At 67.3% G+C, this 17,942-nt stretch carries 12 protein-coding genes; 9 read left to right on the plus strand and 3 right to left on the minus strand.

Annotated features, from left to right (window positions below; all coding sequences use genetic code 11):
- Positions 1-48: 48 nt before the first annotated feature.
- The 3 genes from D2E22_RS05010 to D2E22_RS05020 are packed head-to-tail and all read left to right on the plus strand — an operon-like array spanning position 49 to position 2,854.
- Entirely contained in the window at positions 49-1,134 is a 1,086-nt protein-coding gene (locus D2E22_RS05010) for a hypothetical protein (protein WP_241218189.1), read from the plus strand.
- Between the two features lie 2 nt (positions 1,135-1,136).
- The gene (locus tag D2E22_RS05015) at positions 1,137-1,769 is read left to right on the plus strand and encodes an ATP-binding cassette domain-containing protein (RefSeq protein ID WP_126032011.1); all 633 of its coding nucleotides are present in this window, start codon (positions 1,137-1,139) and stop codon (positions 1,767-1,769) included.
- An 11-nt stretch (positions 1,770-1,780) separates the two neighbouring features.
- The gene (locus D2E22_RS05020) at positions 1,781-2,854 is read left to right on the plus strand and encodes a hypothetical protein (RefSeq protein WP_241218190.1); all 1,074 of its coding nucleotides are present in this window, start codon (positions 1,781-1,783) and stop codon (positions 2,852-2,854) included.
- 353 nt (positions 2,855-3,207) lie between these two features.
- On the opposite strand, the gene D2E22_RS05025 is transcribed toward D2E22_RS05020, so the two are convergent.
- The gene (locus tag D2E22_RS05025; RefSeq protein WP_164518424.1) at positions 3,208-3,849 is read right to left on the minus strand and encodes a response regulator transcription factor; all 642 of its coding nucleotides are present in this window, start codon (positions 3,847-3,849) and stop codon (positions 3,208-3,210) included.
- Between the two features lie 350 nt (positions 3,850-4,199).
- Between D2E22_RS05025 and D2E22_RS05030 the strand changes: the two genes are divergently transcribed.
- Together D2E22_RS05030 and D2E22_RS05035 are read left to right on the plus strand one after the other, a co-directional pair.
- Entirely contained in the window at positions 4,200-4,835 is a 636-nt protein-coding gene (locus D2E22_RS05030; RefSeq protein ID WP_126032014.1) for an ECF transporter S component, read from the plus strand.
- Between the two features lie 694 nt (positions 4,836-5,529).
- Positions 5,530-8,127: an ATP-binding cassette domain-containing protein gene (locus D2E22_RS05035; RefSeq protein WP_126032115.1), complete on the plus strand. Its 2,598-nt coding sequence runs from the start codon at positions 5,530-5,532 to the stop codon at positions 8,125-8,127.
- A gap of 167 nt (positions 8,128-8,294) precedes the next feature.
- Here the strand turns inward: D2E22_RS05035 and D2E22_RS05040 are convergent, their stop codons facing one another.
- On the minus strand, positions 8,295-9,008 hold the full coding sequence (locus D2E22_RS05040) for an ABC transporter ATP-binding protein (protein ID WP_126032015.1): 714 nt from the start codon (positions 9,006-9,008) through the stop codon (positions 8,295-8,297).
- Positions 9,009-9,318: 310 nt separating this feature from the next.
- Positions 9,319-11,007, minus strand: coding sequence for an ABC transporter permease (locus D2E22_RS05045; protein WP_126032016.1), 1,689 nt, complete (start codon positions 11,005-11,007; stop codon positions 9,319-9,321).
- 494 nt (positions 11,008-11,501) lie between these two features.
- Between D2E22_RS05045 and D2E22_RS05050 the strand changes: the two genes are divergently transcribed.
- The 4 genes from D2E22_RS05050 (at position 11,502) to D2E22_RS05065 (ending at position 17,879) form a co-directional block, all read left to right on the plus strand.
- Positions 11,502-12,371 carry a TrmH family RNA methyltransferase gene (locus D2E22_RS05050; protein ID WP_126032017.1) on the plus strand — a complete coding sequence of 290 codons (870 nt, stop codon included), beginning with the start codon at positions 11,502-11,504 and terminating at the stop codon, positions 12,369-12,371.
- Positions 12,372-12,436: 65 nt separating this feature from the next.
- Positions 12,437-13,504 carry a phenylalanine--tRNA ligase subunit alpha gene (gene pheS, locus D2E22_RS05055; protein WP_126032018.1) on the plus strand — a complete coding sequence of 356 codons (1,068 nt, stop codon included), beginning with the start codon at positions 12,437-12,439 and terminating at the stop codon, positions 13,502-13,504.
- Between the two features lie 6 nt (positions 13,505-13,510).
- Positions 13,511-16,117: a phenylalanine--tRNA ligase subunit beta gene (pheT, locus tag D2E22_RS05060; protein ID WP_126032019.1), complete on the plus strand. Its 2,607-nt coding sequence runs from the start codon at positions 13,511-13,513 to the stop codon at positions 16,115-16,117.
- A gap of 799 nt (positions 16,118-16,916) precedes the next feature.
- Positions 16,917-17,879, plus strand: a complete 963-nt coding sequence (locus D2E22_RS05065; protein ID WP_126032020.1) for a hypothetical protein — start codon at positions 16,917-16,919, stop codon at positions 17,877-17,879.
- The last annotated feature ends 63 nt before the right edge of the window (positions 17,880-17,942 follow it).

A 17,942-nucleotide genomic window follows, 5' to 3' on the forward strand; every position in this document is an offset into this window, starting at 1 on the left:
TACGCGGAGCGCAACGGCAGGGAAGCCGGTCGGAGGGGAGGAAGACCTATGGTTCATCAGGGAACGAAGCAGTGCAAGCGGCGTAACATGAGACATGGCGGCGCGGCATGGACGTGGGTGCTGCTCACGGCGATCACCGTGGCCGCATTGACCGTAGGCGCATGCGCGTTATGGCTGCCGGACAGGGCTCCGGCCGCATTGGACGCCGCGAGGACGCTGACGTCGGCGGGCGCGAGCGTGCAGGACTACTCCGGCGCGCAGCAGGTCAACGTGGTGCCCACCATCTCCGCGGACAAGGACCTGCTCGGCAATGCATCCGGCATCGTGACGGAGAACTGGACGGGCGATGAGATTCGTTCGGGCACGCGCGTCTACCAGGTCAACGACAGGGCGGTCGTGGCGCTGCACACGGCCACGCCGCTGTACCGCGATCTCCGGACCGGCGACAAGGGCGAGGACGTGCGCTCGCTCAATGACGAACTGGGCAGATTGGGCTATGATTCCGTGCCCGGTTCGAATGTATTCAACTGGAACACCGGCAACGGCTGGAGGCAGCTGATGATCGACGCGGGCAACGCCGGCACCGAGGAGCTGAGCCTCGCCGACACGATGTGGATACCCGCCGATGTGGTCGAAGTGCGTGACTGGAAGGCGCAGCAGGGCGCCACCGTCAGCGCGGCGACCGCGATCGGCACGGTTCCCGGCGCACTGACGAAACTCACGATCCGCGGCGGACGGCCGTCGGATCAGGAACGCAGCATCACCGTGTGCGGCGTGACATCGGCGTTGCCGGCCGGCAGCGTGGAGATCACCGATGCCGAGGTTCTGCGGCAGATCGCGCAGACGGAAGCCTACGCCGGCAAAACACCGGAGGAACGGGCGGCGGGCATAGACGCGCAGGTGACGCTCGCCGACACGATCCAGGTGTTGCGGGTGCCGGCGGCCGCCGTGTTCGGCGTCGACGGCACGGCCGCATGCATCGCCGTACGCGGCTCCGATGACGTCTCCGTGATGCCGGTGCAGATCATCAGCAGCGAACTCGGCGCGAGCCTCGTGCAGCCGGTCAACGGCAATATCGGCCAGATCAAGACCGTGGCGATCGGGCCGCAGCTCAACACGTTGCATTGCGAGTGATCATGCGATTGATTGTGGAGGATCTGGCGCATCGTTTTCCCGGCACCGATCTGCTGTTCGAACATCTGAGTTTCACCGTGCAGCCGGGAAGCACGGTGGCCATATGCGGGCCGTCGGGCTGCGGCAAATCCACGCTGCTGTCCATATTGGCCGGTTGGGAGCGGCCGTACGCCGGTCAGGTCAGGCGTGAGGGAATCATACGCACCGGCTGGGTGTTCCAGAACCCGTACGGCGTGGCCGACCGCAGCGCGCTGGACCATGCGGTCTTCCCGCTGCTCGCCAAGGGGATGACCCGCAGTCAAGCCGAACCGCAGGCGTTGGAGGCGATGGGGTTGTTCGACCTGGAATACGCCGCGGACCGCCGGTTCAGCGACCTTTCCGGCGGCGAGGCGCAGCGCCTCATGCTCGCCCGGGCCGTGTGCTCGCATCCGGACATGCTGCTCGTGGACGAGCCGACCGCCCAATTGGACACCCGCACCGCGCACTCGGTGAGCCATGTGCTCGGCAATCTGGCCGGTCAGGGCATGATCGTGCTCGTCGCCACGCATGACCCCGATACCCGGGACGCCTGCGGTCGCATCATCGATCTGGCGCATTATGCGCCACGTGAAGGGGAGGGGGTGCAGGAGGCATGAGGATCCGTTCGGTGCTATCCGAAGCCATGCGCAACATCGGTTCCGGCACGGCGCATGCCGTCGTCCTGTGCCTCGCCGTCATGCTATGCGGCGCATTGTTCGGCGGCTATGAGGCATACGACATCATCATGATGCAGCATGAGGCGCAGGCGCGCGTGGACGCGCTGGCCGACGCCGACATGGTCGCCACGGACGGCGGCGTGGACGGTGCGGCATGCGATGGTCTGCCGCAGGGCGCCGCAAGCACGGGCATGCATGCGGGAGCCGTGGACGCCGGCGCGGAGATCGCATTGCTGTCCACGCCGGGCAAGGCTTTGCAGTCGTTCGAAGTCAGCCCGGGGATGCTTGAGCTCATCGCGTCCAACGATCCGCACATCGCGTCGGTGGATTTCTCCGGCGTGTGGATCCCCGAAGACGTGGCGCGTGACTTCGGGATGAGCGCAGGGAGCCATGTGCAGACCAGCCAGGGCGCCATGGACATCGCACAGGTGTATGCATGGCCCAATGACGGGCGCGACACACGGTTCTCGTACACGTTCCTGATCCCTCGGCAGGCTTTGGGGAAGGGATTCGACGAATGCTGGGTGAGGCAATGGCCGCGTTCGCAGGAGGTGAGCGATCTGCTGTACTCCACATTGGTCGCCGACGGCCGTAGCATGCAGGCGGCGGTCATCGGCGTGAACAAGGGATTCGACGCGCAATACGACCCGCATGCGGCGTATGTCGCGCGCGTCACCCGATGGTCGCCGATGCTCGCCGCGTTGTGCGGTGCGGCGATCGGCGTCTATGCCGTGCAGCGCAGACGTCTGGAATATGCCGGCGCGCTGCATTCGGGCCAGTCCAAGGGCGCGCAGCTATTGGGCATAGGGGCGGAGGCGCTCGTCTGGTCGGCGTTGGGCGCCGTGAGCTCCTGCGCGCTGATATGCGCCTATTGCGTGCGGACGTCGCCGTCCGATGCGCAGACGGTCGTGCAGGCCGCGTGCAGGGCGCCGCTGGCGGCGGCGGCCGCAGCGGTCGTCGCGGCCGTGGCGGCCGGCGTCACGGTGCGGCAGTCGCAGCTCTTCAGACTGTTCAAGCATCGTTGATTCCCGAATGCGCGCCTTATGGGCGGCCCGCGCGCAGCCTTACGGGCGGTGCGTGCGCATCCTTACGGGCAGCAGTCGGAATCTTACGGGTAACGCGGATTCGAGTGATCGTCGCATGCGGCACCGGCAATGCCACGGGTAAGCGGCGCGGATGCGTCGCATCGCCCATCGGGCGCCGGCGGCAATGCGCACTCTACGGTCGTTCGTCACGCCCGAGTGCGGTGTGCGCGCATATGGGATGGTCGACGACGTGTGGCGAGCCGTCGGTGGGGATGACGGTTGGCGCGCGCGTCTGAACGGCGGCGCGCGATGGCGGTCGGGCGCCGTGGGCGTCGGTCGGCTGCCGGCAGATGCTACCGGTTGCGGCGTCGCAGCAGCAGACGCATGAGGTCCTTCGTCGTCGGCAGGTCGAGTTTGCGGCGTATCGCGCGGATGTGGGTGCGCACCGTCGACGGTCTGATGCCGAGCTGCGCTGCGATCTGCGTCGGATCGTTGCCGTATTCGCCCATGAGACGGTATACGTTGCGTTCGGTCGGCGTCAGCGCGTCCGTCATGTCGTCGGCCGTCGCGTCCGGTCGGGCGTCGCGTGCGAGCACGGCGCGCCGCGCCGCGTCCGTTGGCAGGTAGCCCGGCTCGGCGCCCCCGTGCAGCAGCAGGCCGATCATCGTCAGCAGCGTGCTGAGCTCCTCCTTATGCACAAGCGCCTGGCCGCCCGCCTCTCTGAACTGCTCGTCGTAGCAGGCCTTCGGGAAGCAGGTCATGCCGAGCACGGGCGTACGCCCGTTGATCCTGCGCAGTCTCGCGCACAGCTCGGGACCTGATTCCTCGAACAGCTGCATGTCCATCACGACGAGGTCCGCGACGTCGCATTCCTCGATGATGTCCTGCTCGGTGCCGCGCAGCTGATGGATGATCGCCTGTGGATAGGCGGACCTGATGAATCCTGTGATGCTATCCGCGGCGCGCGGGTCGTTGTCCACGATGATGAACTGCATATCGGCCTTCCCTCGGGCGTGGCATGTGGCTGCACGCCATGCCGCCCATAAGATCATACGATACTGAGCACGACTATAGTCGCCGCGGCGGTCGTCGGCGTCATGCGGACGCCGTCGTGCGCGGCGGGGCGGCGGAGCAGTCCACGGTCGTCGGGTCGCAATAGACTCTTGGGCGACACGGGGGCTGACGCCCGCGCGATGACGTATCGCGCGGGCGCCGGCTGAGAGAGGGTGAACCTCGACCGATTGAACGTGAATCCGGACAATGCCGGCGCACGGACGTCGTAGATCTCCCGTGCCTGAACATCCATGACGACCATCGTCATGGCGAGACAAGAAAGGCACAAGTCATGTCTGCTTCCGTCATCGAAGCGAAACCGAATATGAAATGGCGAGTCGTCGACATCGCCGTGGCTTCCGTCATAGGCGTCGCGTCCGCGCTGATCTACTGGCTGGTCGCCTGCTTCTCCGCGGCCCCGTGGGGGTTCCTCGAGGCCGTCGTGCCGGGGCTCGCCGGCGTCATCAACGGGCTGTGGCTGTTCGCCGGCCCTCTGGCGGCAATCATCGTGCGCAAGCCGGGTGCGGCGCTGTATGCGGAGATCGTCGCCGGCGTGCTCGAGGCGCTCATGGGCAACATGTGGGGCGGCGTCGGCACATTCCTCATCGCCTTCGCCCAGGGTCTGGGCGCCGAGATCGCCTTCGCGGTGTTCCGCTACCGCAAATGGAACCTCGGCACGATGGTGCTTTCGGGCGCGTTGAGCGCAGTCGGCTGCTGGGCGTATTCATTCCTCACGAACCTGCAGGCGATCGATGTGGGAAAGACGTACGGCGTCGTCTATCTGTTGGCGACCGTGGTCTCCGGCGCGCTGATCGCCGGCGTCGCGATGTGGTACCTCTATATCGCGATCGCGAAGACGGGCGCCCTCGACAACTTCGAATCAGGACGCCGGATCCGCCGCGCGAAGAAGGCGACGCTCGCCAGGTAGCGTCCCCTGCGGCGGACACGGACGCCGCACGCCCGTCGTATCGGTCGAGACGAAATCAATCCCCGTCGTTACGGGCGGCACATCGGAGGGTGCCGCCGACGTACTGGATGCGGAGGGGATATGCCGTACCCGCCGTGCTCCAACGCTTACGGGCAGCGCATCGGGGGATGCCGCCCGTAAGGTCGCGGGGTGTACGACATGCGATGAGCATCGGACGATGGGCGAGGGGCGGACGGGACGCGGCGACGATGGCGAGCATTGTCTTCCCGCATCGCTTACGGGTGGCGTATCGGAGAGCGCCGCCCGTAAGCGATGGACGCCGCGGCGACGTGCCTCCGGTAACGCAGACGACGCGCCGCGCGACGCCACGCGTTGCGCGACCCGTAGCATGACGGCGCGCGGCGGGCGACACGATACCACCCGTGACGATCGGTGTGGCGACCGGCATGGCGATTGATACGTCGGACGCCCGCAGCGGGCCGATGCGGGCGTCCGACGTGCCGACGAGTGCGGCCGGTAACGTTATGGGCGGCGCTCGTCGGCGCATGTCGGCGGCCGCGAGCGCACAACGAGTTAGACAAAGGAAACGATTCCAGTGCCCCAGACAAACGAACACACGACCACGTCGGCGACGCGTCCGGACGCTCGCGCAAGCGGAGCGGAACACGACGTCCGGCGCGGCGGCACGCTGCGCATGCGCAAGTGGGGATACCGCCACGCGTCACGTGAACGATTCGCCGTGCGAGGCCTCGACCTGACGATTGAGGCGGGCGAGCATGTGCTGCTGCTCGGAGCGTCGGGAATCGGCAAATCGACGATACTCGAAGGAGCCGCGGGACTGCTCGGCGACGAGGACGCGGCCACGCTCGCCGAACACGACGGCGACGAGCCGGTCATGGACGCGGACGGCGGCGTCACCGAAGGCGCCATCGACATCGACGGGATCGAGGTGCACCGCGCGCGCGGTGCGGTCGGACTCGTGCTCCAGGACCCGGACGCGCAGGCGATCTTTCAGCGGATCGGCGACAATGTGGCGTTCGGTCCGGAGAACCTCGATGTGCCACGGGACGAGATATGGGAGCGCGTCGACGGGTCGCTCGCCGCAGTCGGACTCGGAGGACTACAGCTCGACCGCTCCGTCATGCATCTGTCGGGGGGACAGATGCAGCGCCTCGCACTCGCCGGCGCGCTCGCGATGGAACCGAAGGTGCTGCTGCTCGACGAGCCGACGGCGAACCTCGACCCCGACGGCGTCGTGCAGATCGTCGGCGCCGTACGGGACGTGCTCGAGCGTACCGGATGCACGATGATGCTCGTCGAGCATCGCGCGGACCGCTGGATTGAACTCATCGACCGCGTCGTCGTGCTCGGACTCGAGAGGGACGACGACGAGCGCGCCGTCAATCAGGAGGGATACGACGACGAGATCGCGCGCGACGGCTTCCGCAACACGGTCGTCATCGCGGACGGCACGCCGGACGAGGTCTTCGGCGACGACACGATCGATTTCGCCGAACTCGGCATCTGGGTGCCCCAACGCTACCGGCGGCGTGGCGACGAGATCGAGCGGATGCACGTCGACGGCGAACCCGGGTGCGATCCCGCGAGCGGCCGCGGCGACGTCGTGCTGGGCACCGACGACCTCGGCATCGGCAGGAACGGCGACGCCATCGCCGAACACATCGGCATGTCGTTCCGACCCGGGCAGATCACGGCGCTCGTGGGCGCGAACGGCGCCGGCAAATCGACGTTGTCGCTCACGCTCGCGGGACTGCTCGAGCCGGTCGTCGGGCGCGTCGTGGCCGGAGCGGCGCTCGCCGAGGGGGCGCGCGGCGCGTGGCCGATCGACTGGAGCTCGACGGAGCTCGCGTCGCGCATCTCATACGTGTTCCAGAATCCGGAGCACCAGTTCGCGTGTTCGAGCGTTCTCGACGAGGTCATGCTTGGCCCGCGGCGCACCGGCGTCGACGAGGAGACGGCGCGGGCGCGTGCACGGGAGCTGCTCGGGCGGTTCCACCTCGCGCGGTACGCGGACGTGAACCCGTACACGCTCTCGGGCGGCGAGAAACGGCGGCTCACCGTGGCCGCCGCGCTTGCCGCCGCGCCGAAGGTGCTCATCCTCGACGAGCCGACCTTTGGGCAGGACAGGCGCACATGGATGCAGATCGTGCGTCTCATCCTGGGTCTGCGCGGCGACGGCGTGAGCATCATCGTCGTGACGCACGACCGCGAACTGGTGACCGCGCTCGGCGCGCGCGTCGTCGAACTCGTCGCCGCCGGCGCCCCCACACTCGGCGCCGGCGATATCACGGCGGACGATGCTACCGGTAGCGGCATGGAGGATGCCGCCCGTAACCGGAAGACGACGGATTCGCAGGCGGCGCAGACGTCGCTGGAGACAGAAGACCGTACAGAAGACCGTGTCGCCCGTAACAACGGGACGACGGCTTCGGCGGATGCGGCGATGCACGGCGAGCAGGTCGTGCGGGTGAGCGCGGTCAATGAACGGCGCGATCGCATCCGGCCGGCGAGCCGTTCGCCGTATCTGGCGTCGCTCAACCCGGTGTTCCGGCTCGGCGGCGCGTTCCTGGCATCGCTGCCGCTGCTGCTCAGCCTCGATTGGGTCTCGGCCACGGTCGCGCTCGTCGCGGAATTCCTCGTGCTGATGGCCATCGGCTTCACGCCGTGGCGCGTGATCCGGTCGACGTGGCCAATCTTCATCGGCGCGCCGGGTTCGGCGCTCGCCGTGCTGCTGTACGGCAAGCAGGGCGGCGACGTCTGGTGGCAGTGGGGATGGATCGCCGTCACCGATCGTTCCGCCCAGCTGGCGCTCGCCACGGCGCTGCGCATCCTCGCGATCGGCATTCCGGCTATCATCGCAGTGCTCGGCATCGACGCGACCGATCTGGCTGACGGGTTCAGCGAGCTGCTCCATCTGCCCGATCGTTTCGTCTACGGCGGATTGGCGGGGATGCGGCTGTTCTCGGTGCTTCAGGATGATTGGACGGCGCTCACGGCGTCGAGACGTTCGCGTGGACTCGGCGACGACAACAGGTTCGCCGCGTTCTTCCCGCAGGCGTTCGCGCTGCTCGTGCTGTCCATCCGCAGGTCGACGACGCTCGCGACGGCGATGCAGGCGCGCGGTTTCGGCGGGGGCGCCCCGCGCAGCCATGCGCGTGTGAGCGAGGTGCACGCGCGCGACTGGTGGTTCCTTATCGGCTGCGCGGCGCTGCCGACGATCGCGCTGGTGTGCGCGGGGCTCGCCGGGACCTTCTCGTTCATGGGCAACTGAACGGTCTCCGGGGGATCGATTCGTCGGACGGAACCGTCGTGCCGGCGTACCACGGCGCTACCGGTAGCGGCTGGTCCGGTCTGCCGCCGTAAGCGACGAGGGTGCGGATCGCTTACCGGCGGCGGCAATGGATGGGCACCGCCGGTAAGCGCACTTTGGCGGATCGTTCAGCGCGGCTGCGGATTGAGCTTGAACACCGTATCCGATTGCGCGGCGATCTGCGGGCTGTGCGTGACGATGATGACGCAGCGGCCGTCCTTGTGCGCCAGGTCGGTGAAGATCCTCATGATGTCCGCCTGCGTCGCACCGTCGAGATTGCCGGTCGGTTCGTCGGCGATGATGACATGCGGGTCGTCGCTCAGCGCGCGGGCGATCGCCACGCGCTGCTGCTCTCCGCCGGACAGATGCAGGATGCGTTCGCCCGCGTATCGTTCGGGAAGATGCACCTGCCTGAGCAGATCGAGCGCGATCTCCTTCTTCGGGCGGTCGAAGCGCTTGCCGGAAGCGTCCATCGTCAGCATGATGTTCTCCAGCACGGTGAGCTGCGGCAGCAGGTTGAAGCTCTGGAAGATGACGCCGATGTCGCGGCTGCGGTAGCGGTAGCGGTCCATCGTCGCCAGATCGCGGCCATCGAAGAGCACGGCGCCCCCGGTCGGGGTGGTCAGTCCGCTGATCAGCGACAACAGCGTCGTCTTGCCGGCTCCCGACGGGCCGACGATCGACGTCACTTCGCCGCTGCGGAACGATGTGCTGATGTGGCTGATGACGTTTCGGCCGCCTTTCGCGTAGGCGTAGCTCACGTCGTCCAGGACGAGTACCGGGTTACGGGCGGCGGCCTCGTCGTGCGCCGCGTTCGTCTGCTCTACGGGTGCCTTCGTCATGATGTGCTCCTTCGGATTCGATATGCGTTCGATATGTGAGTGATGATTGACGGATGCGGACGCCGTCGACGGCGTCCGCTGCGGATGATGGATGTGCTACCGGCAGCGGCCGCCGGAAGCACGGCAAACCGCTGCCGCCATAGCGCGGTCGCCACCGCCGGCGCATCCGGGGGAGTGGCGCTGCCGGCGGCACCGCTGTGCATGCTGCCGGTAACGGCGCCGTCGGCACGCCGCCGGACGCCGGCGGGCCGGAAGGCGCCGGCCTGGACGGCGGTGGGGGTCCGGTCGCGGATGGCGTCGAGACGCGGCGTCATGAACGGTCGGCCAGGATCTGCAGCGGTTCGTATCGCATGACGAACACCGCGGCGACCAGTGCCGCCAGTAACGTCAGGCCGAGCCCGACGAGGAGCATCCATCCGAGCGTGGCCCAGTTGACGGTCGCGTTGAGCTTCGCGATCGCCTGCGAAGCGCTGCCGGCGTCCTTATGCTCGCCGACCTGCTGCTGCCCGTTGTCCGGAGCGTCGCCGGAGGTCGCGTCGCTCGTGGCGCCGGCGCCCGGACGCTGCCCGGGGGCCGCCTGCATGTCTCGGCCGAACTGCTCGCGCTGCTGGGCGATTTGCGTGTGCTGCGCCTCGACCTGGGAGGAAAGCAGCGCGTTCGACACCGGTACCGATGCGGCCGCCCCGGCACCCACTCCCACCGCTAGTCCGATGAGCGTCACGGCGAGCAGCTCCACCGCGTACTGCGCCGCGACCTTGACCTTCTTCACGCCGATCGCCGTGAGCACGCCGATCTCGTATTTGCGCTCGCGGATGTTGAATATCGTCAGCACGACGAGTACCACGGCGCCCACCGTCAGCACCACGATGAGCAGCGTCCTCGCGAACTTCGCGAGGTTCTCTATCGGCAGCAGGCTCGATTCGTATTGTTGCACGTCCTGCGAGGTGACCGTGTATTCGTCGCCGAGCCCCGCCGCCTTCACGTCGCGCACGAACTCGTCGTAATTGGATTTGCCGTCGAACACATAGGTGTAGCTGAGCGTCGCCGCCTGCGTCTGACGGGCGTTGCCGTGTGCGTCGGTCACGTCGACCGTCTTGTCGGGGGTGAGCCCGAGCTTGTCGAGCGTGGAGACGGATGTGTAGATCGCGTTCGCCGGGTCGCTCGCCGTCGACGCCATCGGGCCGCCCATCGGCGTCGACGCGTCGCTTGAGTTGCTGTAGACGCCCACGACCTTGAACGTGTACGTCGTGTCCTCGTCGGCGACGTTCGCGACCGTGATCGAATCGCCGACCTTGACGTCGTTCGCCTGTGCGAGCGTGTCGGAGATGATGACGTCGCCGTCGTCGGCCGTGCCGTAGCCGAAGACCTGCCCGTCATCCATCGTGAAGACGCCGTTCGGCGCGTTCGCGATGGCCTCGTCGCTGGAGAATCCTACGAGTGAGAAGTCGCCGACCGTCATCCGTGCGCCGCCGGCGCCCATGCCCTTGCCTTCCTGAGGCGTCTGCGGAAGGTCCTGCGGTGCCGAGGCGCCGCCGTCCGATGACGCATCGTCCTCCGCGTCGGACGTCTGGTCGGAATCCGCATGTTCGGTGATGACGCCGCCGTTTGAGTCGACCGCATCGATGCCGCCGTCCGTGGCGGCGACGGACGCCGTCTCGATGTAATACGACGATGCGACGCCGTATGACTCCTTGGCGTACTGTTCGTAGTCGGCGAGCGTCATCGTCTTGCCGGCCACGGCCTCGCGCATCGCGTCCATGTCCGGCTTGCCGTCGGCGCCGTCCGAACGTGTTCCGCTCATCAGCGCGCTGCGGTCGAGCGTGATCTGCGCCGAGATCGTCGTGTTCGCGAGCGCATCCGTTCGCGCCCGCTGCGCCGCCTGCACGATGGCGAGTCCGATGGTGGCCGCCGCGGTGACGATCGCGACGATGATGATCATGAGCGCGCTGCGCCCCTTGTTGCGGGTGATGTTCCTCAGCGCGTTGGTGATGATGAACATGGTCGTCCTTCAATGGTTCATTGATCTGGATTGGTATGCCGACGGATGTCGTATGCCGACAGCGTAAAGACCCAAGTTGAGTCCGGGCGAATGAATCGCTGGGATAATGCCGAATCGGTGCCGACTGTTTTCTGAAATCTTTCTGTGAATTGGCTGACAGTGCTTCGTGGCGCCGCACCGGCGGGCGCGTCCTGCGACGCTTCCCCGTCGTCGCCGGTCATCACGTTACCGGCCTGCGCGTTGCCAGCGTCCTACAGGCTACCGGTAAGGGCATACGTCATCTGTGGTGCATGCGCTACGGGCTGCGCTCGAGTCGCTTTGGGACGGCATGAGGAAGGGGCGGATGCGTAGGGGGTGCTGCCGCCCGTAAGGATCAGCAGGAATCAGGAAGAAAAGGATGCCGCCGCCCGTAGTGGGTCATACGCGGCGGCGGGTGCTACCGAGGCATGCGTCCGGCTGCGGACAGGACGGGGTATCACGGTAGTGTGGCGGGTATGCCGATCGACAACCATGTAATCACGAACACGAGATCCGAACGCGTGCGTAGGCTCGGCGAGCTTGCATCCCGTAAGCACAGGGAGCGAAGCGGGCGGTTCATCATCGAGGGGCCGCAGGCGGTGCGCGAAGCGCTCACCTGGCAGCCCGACGTCGTGCGCGACCTGTACGTCGCCGCGGACGGGGACGCCCCTGACGCGGCGTTCGCGAACGCGACCGTCGCGTCCCTCGCGGGACTCGCGATGGGCGAGGGCGTCTATGTGCACAAAGCCACCCGTAACGTCATCGACCATGTGAGCCGGGACGCGCAGGGCGTGTTCGCGGTCGGCGACCTCGAACGGTGCCGCGAACGGCTGTCGGCACCGCCCGAGACGCCGCGTCCGTTCATCGCCGCGTTCTGGCAGGTGCGCGACCCCGGCAACGCGGGCACCGTCATCCGCAGCGCCGACGCCGCCGGATGCGACGCCGTCGTCCTCGTCGGCGACTGCGTCGACGTGTTCAATCCGAAGGTCATCCGCGCGACGACCGGCTCTCTTTTCCATCTGCCGGTGATGCGCATGGACGAGGACGCGTTCTTCGCGATGTGCGACGCCCGCAAGGCGACCGTCATCGCGGCCGACGTGTACGGAACGGAGGGCATGCCGCCCGTAGGCCTTCCCGACCTCGTTCGGCAGGGGGACGGGCAGGACGGGGCGAAGGCCGTCCTCTTCGGCAATGAGGCGCGCGGACTCGACGACGCGCTGCTGTCGCGCGCCGACGTCGTCTGTTCGATTCCGATCTACGGGAAGGCGGAGTCGCTCAACCTCGGCACGAGCGCGGCGGTCATGCTGATGACGTTGGCTATGTCGAGTCGTATTGAAAGAATGTGAAGTCGTTAAAACGTTGGAATGACGCGATTTCGCGCCAAAAGACGCCTGTTGATGAAAGGTAACTCGTGGCAGGGAACACGCAATTCGATGCCGATGCGGTGCAGCAAGCCGTCGCCGAAGGCATCGCCGCAATCGAACAAGCCTCCAGCATGGAGACTCTCAAGGCCATCCGCAGCAAGTACGCCGGCGCGCAGTCGGCGATGACGCTCGCCAGCAAGGCGATCGGCTCGCTCGACAAGGATCAGAAGAAGGAGGCCGGCAAGCTCATGGGCAAGCTGCGCGCCGACTTCGGCCGCGCGTACGGCACGAAGGAGGCCGAGGTCAAGGCCGCCGAGGAGGCCGCCGAACTCGCCTCCGAGACGGTCGACATGACGCTGCCCGTACGCCGCAAGCCGCTCGGCGCGCGCCATCCGCTGCCCAAGCTCATGGAGGACATCGAGGACTTCTTCGTCGGCATGGGCTGGCAGATCTCCGACGGCCCGGAGGTCGAGACCGAATGGTTCGACTTCGACGCGCTCAACTTCGGCCCCGACCATCCGGCGCGCCAGATGCAGGACACCTTCTACGTCAAGGGCAGTCAGGCCAAGGACGCCGCGGGCTTCGTCGGTTCGAACATGATCCTGCGCACGCAGACCTCCTCCGACCAGGTCCGCGGCCTGATCGGCCACGGCGTCCCGCTGTACATCGCCTGCCCGGGACGCGTGTTCCGCACCGACGAGCTCGACGCGACGCACACGCCGGTCTTCCACCAGGTCGAGGCGCTCGCCGTCGACAAGGACCTGACGATGGCCGACCTCAAGGGCGTGCTCGACAAGCTCGCCGTCGCGATGTTCGGCCCGGAGGCGAAGAGCCGCCTGCGCCCGAGCTACTTCCCGTTCACCGAGCCGAGTGCCGAGATCGACCTGTGGTTCCCCGACAAGAAGGGCGGCCCGGGCTGGATCGAATGGGGCGGCTGCGGCATGGTCAACCCGAACGTGCTGCGTTCGGCCGGCATCGACCCGGACGACTACACCGGATTCGCGTTCGGCGTCGGCGTGGAGCGCACGCTGCTGCTGCGCCACGATATCAACGACATGCACGACCTCGTCGAAGGCGACGTGCGTTTCAGCGAACAGTTTGTGATGGGGGAGTGATACCCAATGCCAATGGTAGATATTGACTGGCTGCGCGACGACGTCGAGGTCCCCCAGGGCCTGACCTACGAGCAGCTCGCGAAGGACCTGGTGCGCGTCGGGCTCGAGGAGGAGGAGATCCACACCTCGCAGCTGACCGGCCCGATCGTCGTCGGCTACGTCGTCGACGCGACGCCCGAGCCGCAGAAGAACGGCAAGACGATCAACTGGTGCCACGTCGACGTCGGCGACGAGTACAACGACGTCGACGAGGACGGCAACAAGGTGCCGCGCGGCATCGTGTGCGGCGCGCCCAACATGAAGGCGGGCGAGAAGGTCGTCGTCACACTGCCCGGCGCCGTGCTGCCCGGCGACTTCAGGATCGAGCCGCGCAAGACCTACGGCCACATCTCCGACGGCATGTGCGCGTCGGAGCGCGAGCTCGGACTCGGCGACAGCCACGACGGCATCATCCTGCTGCGCGACTACGGCTTCACGCCCGAGGAGTACGACGCGCTCAAACCCGGCGACGACGCGATGCGCCTGCTGCACCTCGACCAGCCGATCCTCGAGATCAACGTGACGCCCGACCGCGGCTACGCGTTCTCCTACCGCGGCATCGCGCGCGAGTTCCACAACTCGACCGGCGCGAAGTTCACCGATCCGGTCGCCGCGCTCGACGAACGTGTCCCGCACGTCGAGGACGCCGAGGACGAGACGCGCGACATCGACGTCATCATCGACGACGACAACCCGATCCACGGCGTCGTCGGCTGCAATCGCTACTACGCGCGCGCCGTGCGCGGCTACCAGCCGGGCAGCGCGACGCCGAACTGGATGCGCCGCAGGCTCACTCGCGCCGGCATGCGCTCGCTGTCGCTGCCGGTGGATGTCACGAACTACGTCATGCTCGATCTGGGGCAGCCGATGCACGCCTACGACCTCGACAAGATCGAGGGGCCGATCGTTGTGCGCCGTGCGAAGGCCGGCGAGAAGCTCACGACGCTCGACGGCAAGGAGCACGACCTCGACCCCGAGGACCTGCTCATCACCGATTCGCCCAACGGGCAGCAGGGTTCGCGCATCCTCGGCATCGCCGGCGTCATGGGCGGCATGTACGGCGAGGTGACCGACGAGACGACGAACATCCTGCTCGAGGCCGCGCACTTCGACCCGATCACGATCGCGCGTTCGGCGCGCCGCCACAAGATCCCCTCCGAGGCGTCGCGGCGCTTCGAACGCGGCGTCGACGACAAGCTGCAGCCGGCGGCCGCGCAGATGGCGGCCGGGCTGCTGGAGCAGTACGGCGAGGCGACGCCGTCGCCGACGCCGCAGGACGTCGACACGACGCCGCGGCGCACGCCGATTGTCTTCAAGGCGAACGAGGTGAAGCGTCTGGCCGGCCTCGACCTCGACCTCAACGAGATCAACGGCATCCTCACCGACATCGGCTGCGCCGTCGGCGGAGGCGGCAACGGCGAGTTCACGGTGACGCCGCCGTCGTGGCGTCCCGACCTGGCCGAGGCATGCGACCTCGTCGAGGAGATCGCGCGCATCTACGGCTACGACCGCATCCCGACGCGCGTGCCGCATGCGCCGGTCGAAGGTCATGTCGGACTCACCGCCGACCAAAGGCGCAAGCGCGAGGTCGCCGACGGGCTCGCCGAGTACGGGCTCGTGGAGACGCTCAGCTACCCGTTCGTCGGTCCCGCCGACTACAAGGCGTTCATGATCGACGCCGATCAGGTCGGGCCGGTGAGCGTGCAGATCGTGAACCCGCTCGCCGACGACCGTCCGTTCCTGCGCCGCGAGCTGCTGCTCACGCTCGCGCAGACGGTGCGCCGGAACCTGCGTCGGGGCATCGAGAACGTGAGCTGCTACGAGATCGGCCATGTCTATCTCGCCGACCCGGACGCCCCGGCTATCCCCGCGCTTCCGGGCGCCGTCAAGCCGACCGACGAGCAGCTCGCCGCGCTCGATGCGGGCCTGCCCGAGCAGCCGCTGCACGTGGCCGCGATCATGACCGGGCTCGCCGAGGACGATGGATGGCTCGGCGACAGGCGCGCCGTCGACTGGAGCGACGCCGTCGAGGCGGCGCGCCGCGTCGCGAAGCGCCTCGGCGCCGACGTCGTGCTCGATCAGCCGAAGGCCGAGGACGTGCCGACGCAGTGGCATCCCGGCCGCGCCGCGCGCATCGTCGCGGCGGGAGAGACCGTCGGTTTCGTCGGCGAGCTGCATCCGAAGGTCGACGGCGAGCTCGGCTTCCCGCATCACACGGCCGCCTTCGAGATCGATCTGACCGCGCTGTTCGCGACGCTGAGCGACAAGCCGGTGCAGGCCAAGCCGATTTCGACGTTCCCGCCGGTCAAGCAGGATCTCGCGTTCACGATGCCGGATTCGCTGACCGCGCACGAGCTCGAGGAGGCGATCCGTCAGGCCGCCGGCGACGTCCTCGAATCGATCGAGCTGTTCGACGTCTACGAAGGCGACCAGCTCGGCGAGGGCAGGAAGTCGCTCGCGTACGCGGTGACCTTCCGCGCGCCGGACCGCACGCTCACGAGCGAGGACAGCGAAGCGATCCGCGCGAGGATCGTCGAACGCGCGGCGACGCTCGGCGCGCAGCTGCGCGCGTAAGCACCCGAGGCGGGAAACCGGCGCCGATGCCGATGCGGCGCCGGCCCCCGTCTCCCGTCTTGGCGTCGTCACTCTTACGGGCTGCGGCGTCGAAGTCGATGGCGCTCGATGCGCCTACAGGCGGCATCCATGCTTACGGGCGGTATGCGGCGTGCGCAAACGTTGCGCATGGCAGGCGCGCTCGTTCGTCCTATGGGGGCCTCCTTATAGGTGGCGACTGTTCGCGACATGCACGGCCGGCGCCCGTCGTGCGCAAACGTACGGGCGGCGAACGCCGGCGTTCTTCGAGGGACGCCCATCGCGACCTTACCGGCGGCGGTCTCCCGCAATCGCGCGGGCGACGCCATTATTCGCCGTTTTCTTACTGGATGCCGCACTCGCATGGACGGTGTGCGGCATCCGCGTTTACGGGCGGCTGTTCCATGGGCGGTCAATGATCGGCGGCCAATGATCGGCGATTGCGCTTACGGGCAGCACGTCACGTAGGCGTTTTCTTTTACTGGTAGCGTGTATAACGATGAACGTCGTTCGCGTGCCCACACAAGCCGAAACGCCGCGCCATCGCCGATGGCGGGCCGCCGCGGCGGACGGCGCAGAAGCCCGCAAACGGCTGCCGCCCGTAAGGCCGGGCCGGTTGTCGCGGGCGGTTCTGCGACGTGGAAGGCGGCCGTGTGCGGCTGGCGGATGGTCGCCGCCGCGAGACGTCTCCACCCGTAAGAGGACTCGGCATCGACGGCATCACATACGTCAGGGCAACGCAGGAACGGACGTCGTGATCGACGCCCGGTAAGGACATGAGATGAGCGAACCGGAACAGAACAAGCCACAGGGCGCATCCGAGCGTGATGCGAACGTCGTGCCGACCGCATCGCATCCCGATGCGTATGCATCGGCGGCCGAGCCCGACGCGGGGCGTCATGCCGCGTCGTCCATGCAGGATGCCATGGCGCCGACGCCAGTCGATTCGAAGGACAAGAGCGCGGCGGACATTCCGGAATCGGAGGTGTCACAGGCCATCCTGAAGACCGACATGCCGGTGGAGGGAAAACCGAACGGCCTTGCGTACGGCGCGATGGACAACCAGTTCCCGCCGGACTACGACCCGTACATCTTCGGGCGTCCGGAAAACGGGGAGACGCACGAACAGATCGAGCGTGAGGCCCGTGACGAGGAGATCCGCCTCGCGCAGCGCCGCGCGCAGCTGCGTACGCCGAACCCGATGGCCATGCCGCCCGCCGCGGGCTACGGGCAGTCGTCCGGCGCGCCGCAGCCGGGACGGAACGTCGACCCGAACGCACCCTTCGGCGACCGGCGCAACTACGGCGCCGACAATCGCGGGAAGCTGCCTCGCTATGTGCAGGGCATCGATCTCGACGACCCCAAACAGAACGTGTACTACGGCCGGTGGGACATGAGCTCGATCATCGCGTTCGCGCTGTCGCTGCTGTTGCCGGTGCCCTTCCTGCCGGCGCTGCTGGGCGCCTTCGGGATGTACCGCACGAAGCTGATGAGGATGAGGGGCTTCGGCTTTGCCCTGACTGCGGTCATCATCAACGTCATCTACTCGATCGCGATGATCTGGATGATGATCAACGGCGTCTCCACCCAGGACGTCTTCAACGACATGCTGCATATGCTGGGACTGAGCGGCACCGTGGACGGCTCCTCGCCGACGCCTACCGGTACGCCGACGTCGACGCCTTCGCCTTCATCTACGGGCGACGCGTCCGGTAGCGATGTGACGTCCGCGATGGGAATGTGACGCAAATGTGCGCCGATTCCCGGCGACGACGTTCGCGATGCCGCGCAAGGCGAACAAGGAAAA

The organism is Bifidobacterium castoris (assembly GCF_003952025.1).
Classification (GTDB): Bacteria; Actinomycetota; Actinomycetes; order Actinomycetales; family Bifidobacteriaceae; genus Bifidobacterium; species Bifidobacterium castoris.

Coding starts and splice junctions, on each gene's coding strand:
- D2E22_RS05025 (WP_164518424.1), bottom strand. CDS start 3,849: ATGCAGTTCATCATCGTGGACAACGACCCGCGCGCCGCGGATAGCATC.
- pheT (WP_126032019.1), top strand. CDS start 13,511: ATGCCAATGGTAGATATTGACTGGCTGCGCGACGACGTCGAGGTCCCC.
- D2E22_RS05050 (WP_126032017.1), top strand. CDS start 11,502: ATGCCGATCGACAACCATGTAATCACGAACACGAGATCCGAACGCGTG.
- D2E22_RS05010 (WP_241218189.1), top strand. CDS start 49: ATGGTTCATCAGGGAACGAAGCAGTGCAAGCGGCGTAACATGAGACAT.
- D2E22_RS05065 (WP_126032020.1), top strand. CDS start 16,917: ATGAGCGAACCGGAACAGAACAAGCCACAGGGCGCATCCGAGCGTGAT.
- D2E22_RS05035 (WP_126032115.1), top strand. CDS start 5,530: ATGCGCAAGTGGGGATACCGCCACGCGTCACGTGAACGATTCGCCGTG.
- D2E22_RS05045 (WP_126032016.1), bottom strand. CDS start 11,007: ATGTTCATCATCACCAACGCGCTGAGGAACATCACCCGCAACAAGGGG.
- D2E22_RS05040 (WP_126032015.1), bottom strand. CDS start 9,008: ATGACGAAGGCACCCGTAGAGCAGACGAACGCGGCGCACGACGAGGCC.
- D2E22_RS05015 (WP_126032011.1), top strand. CDS start 1,137: ATGCGATTGATTGTGGAGGATCTGGCGCATCGTTTTCCCGGCACCGAT.
- D2E22_RS05030 (WP_126032014.1), top strand. CDS start 4,200: ATGTCTGCTTCCGTCATCGAAGCGAAACCGAATATGAAATGGCGAGTC.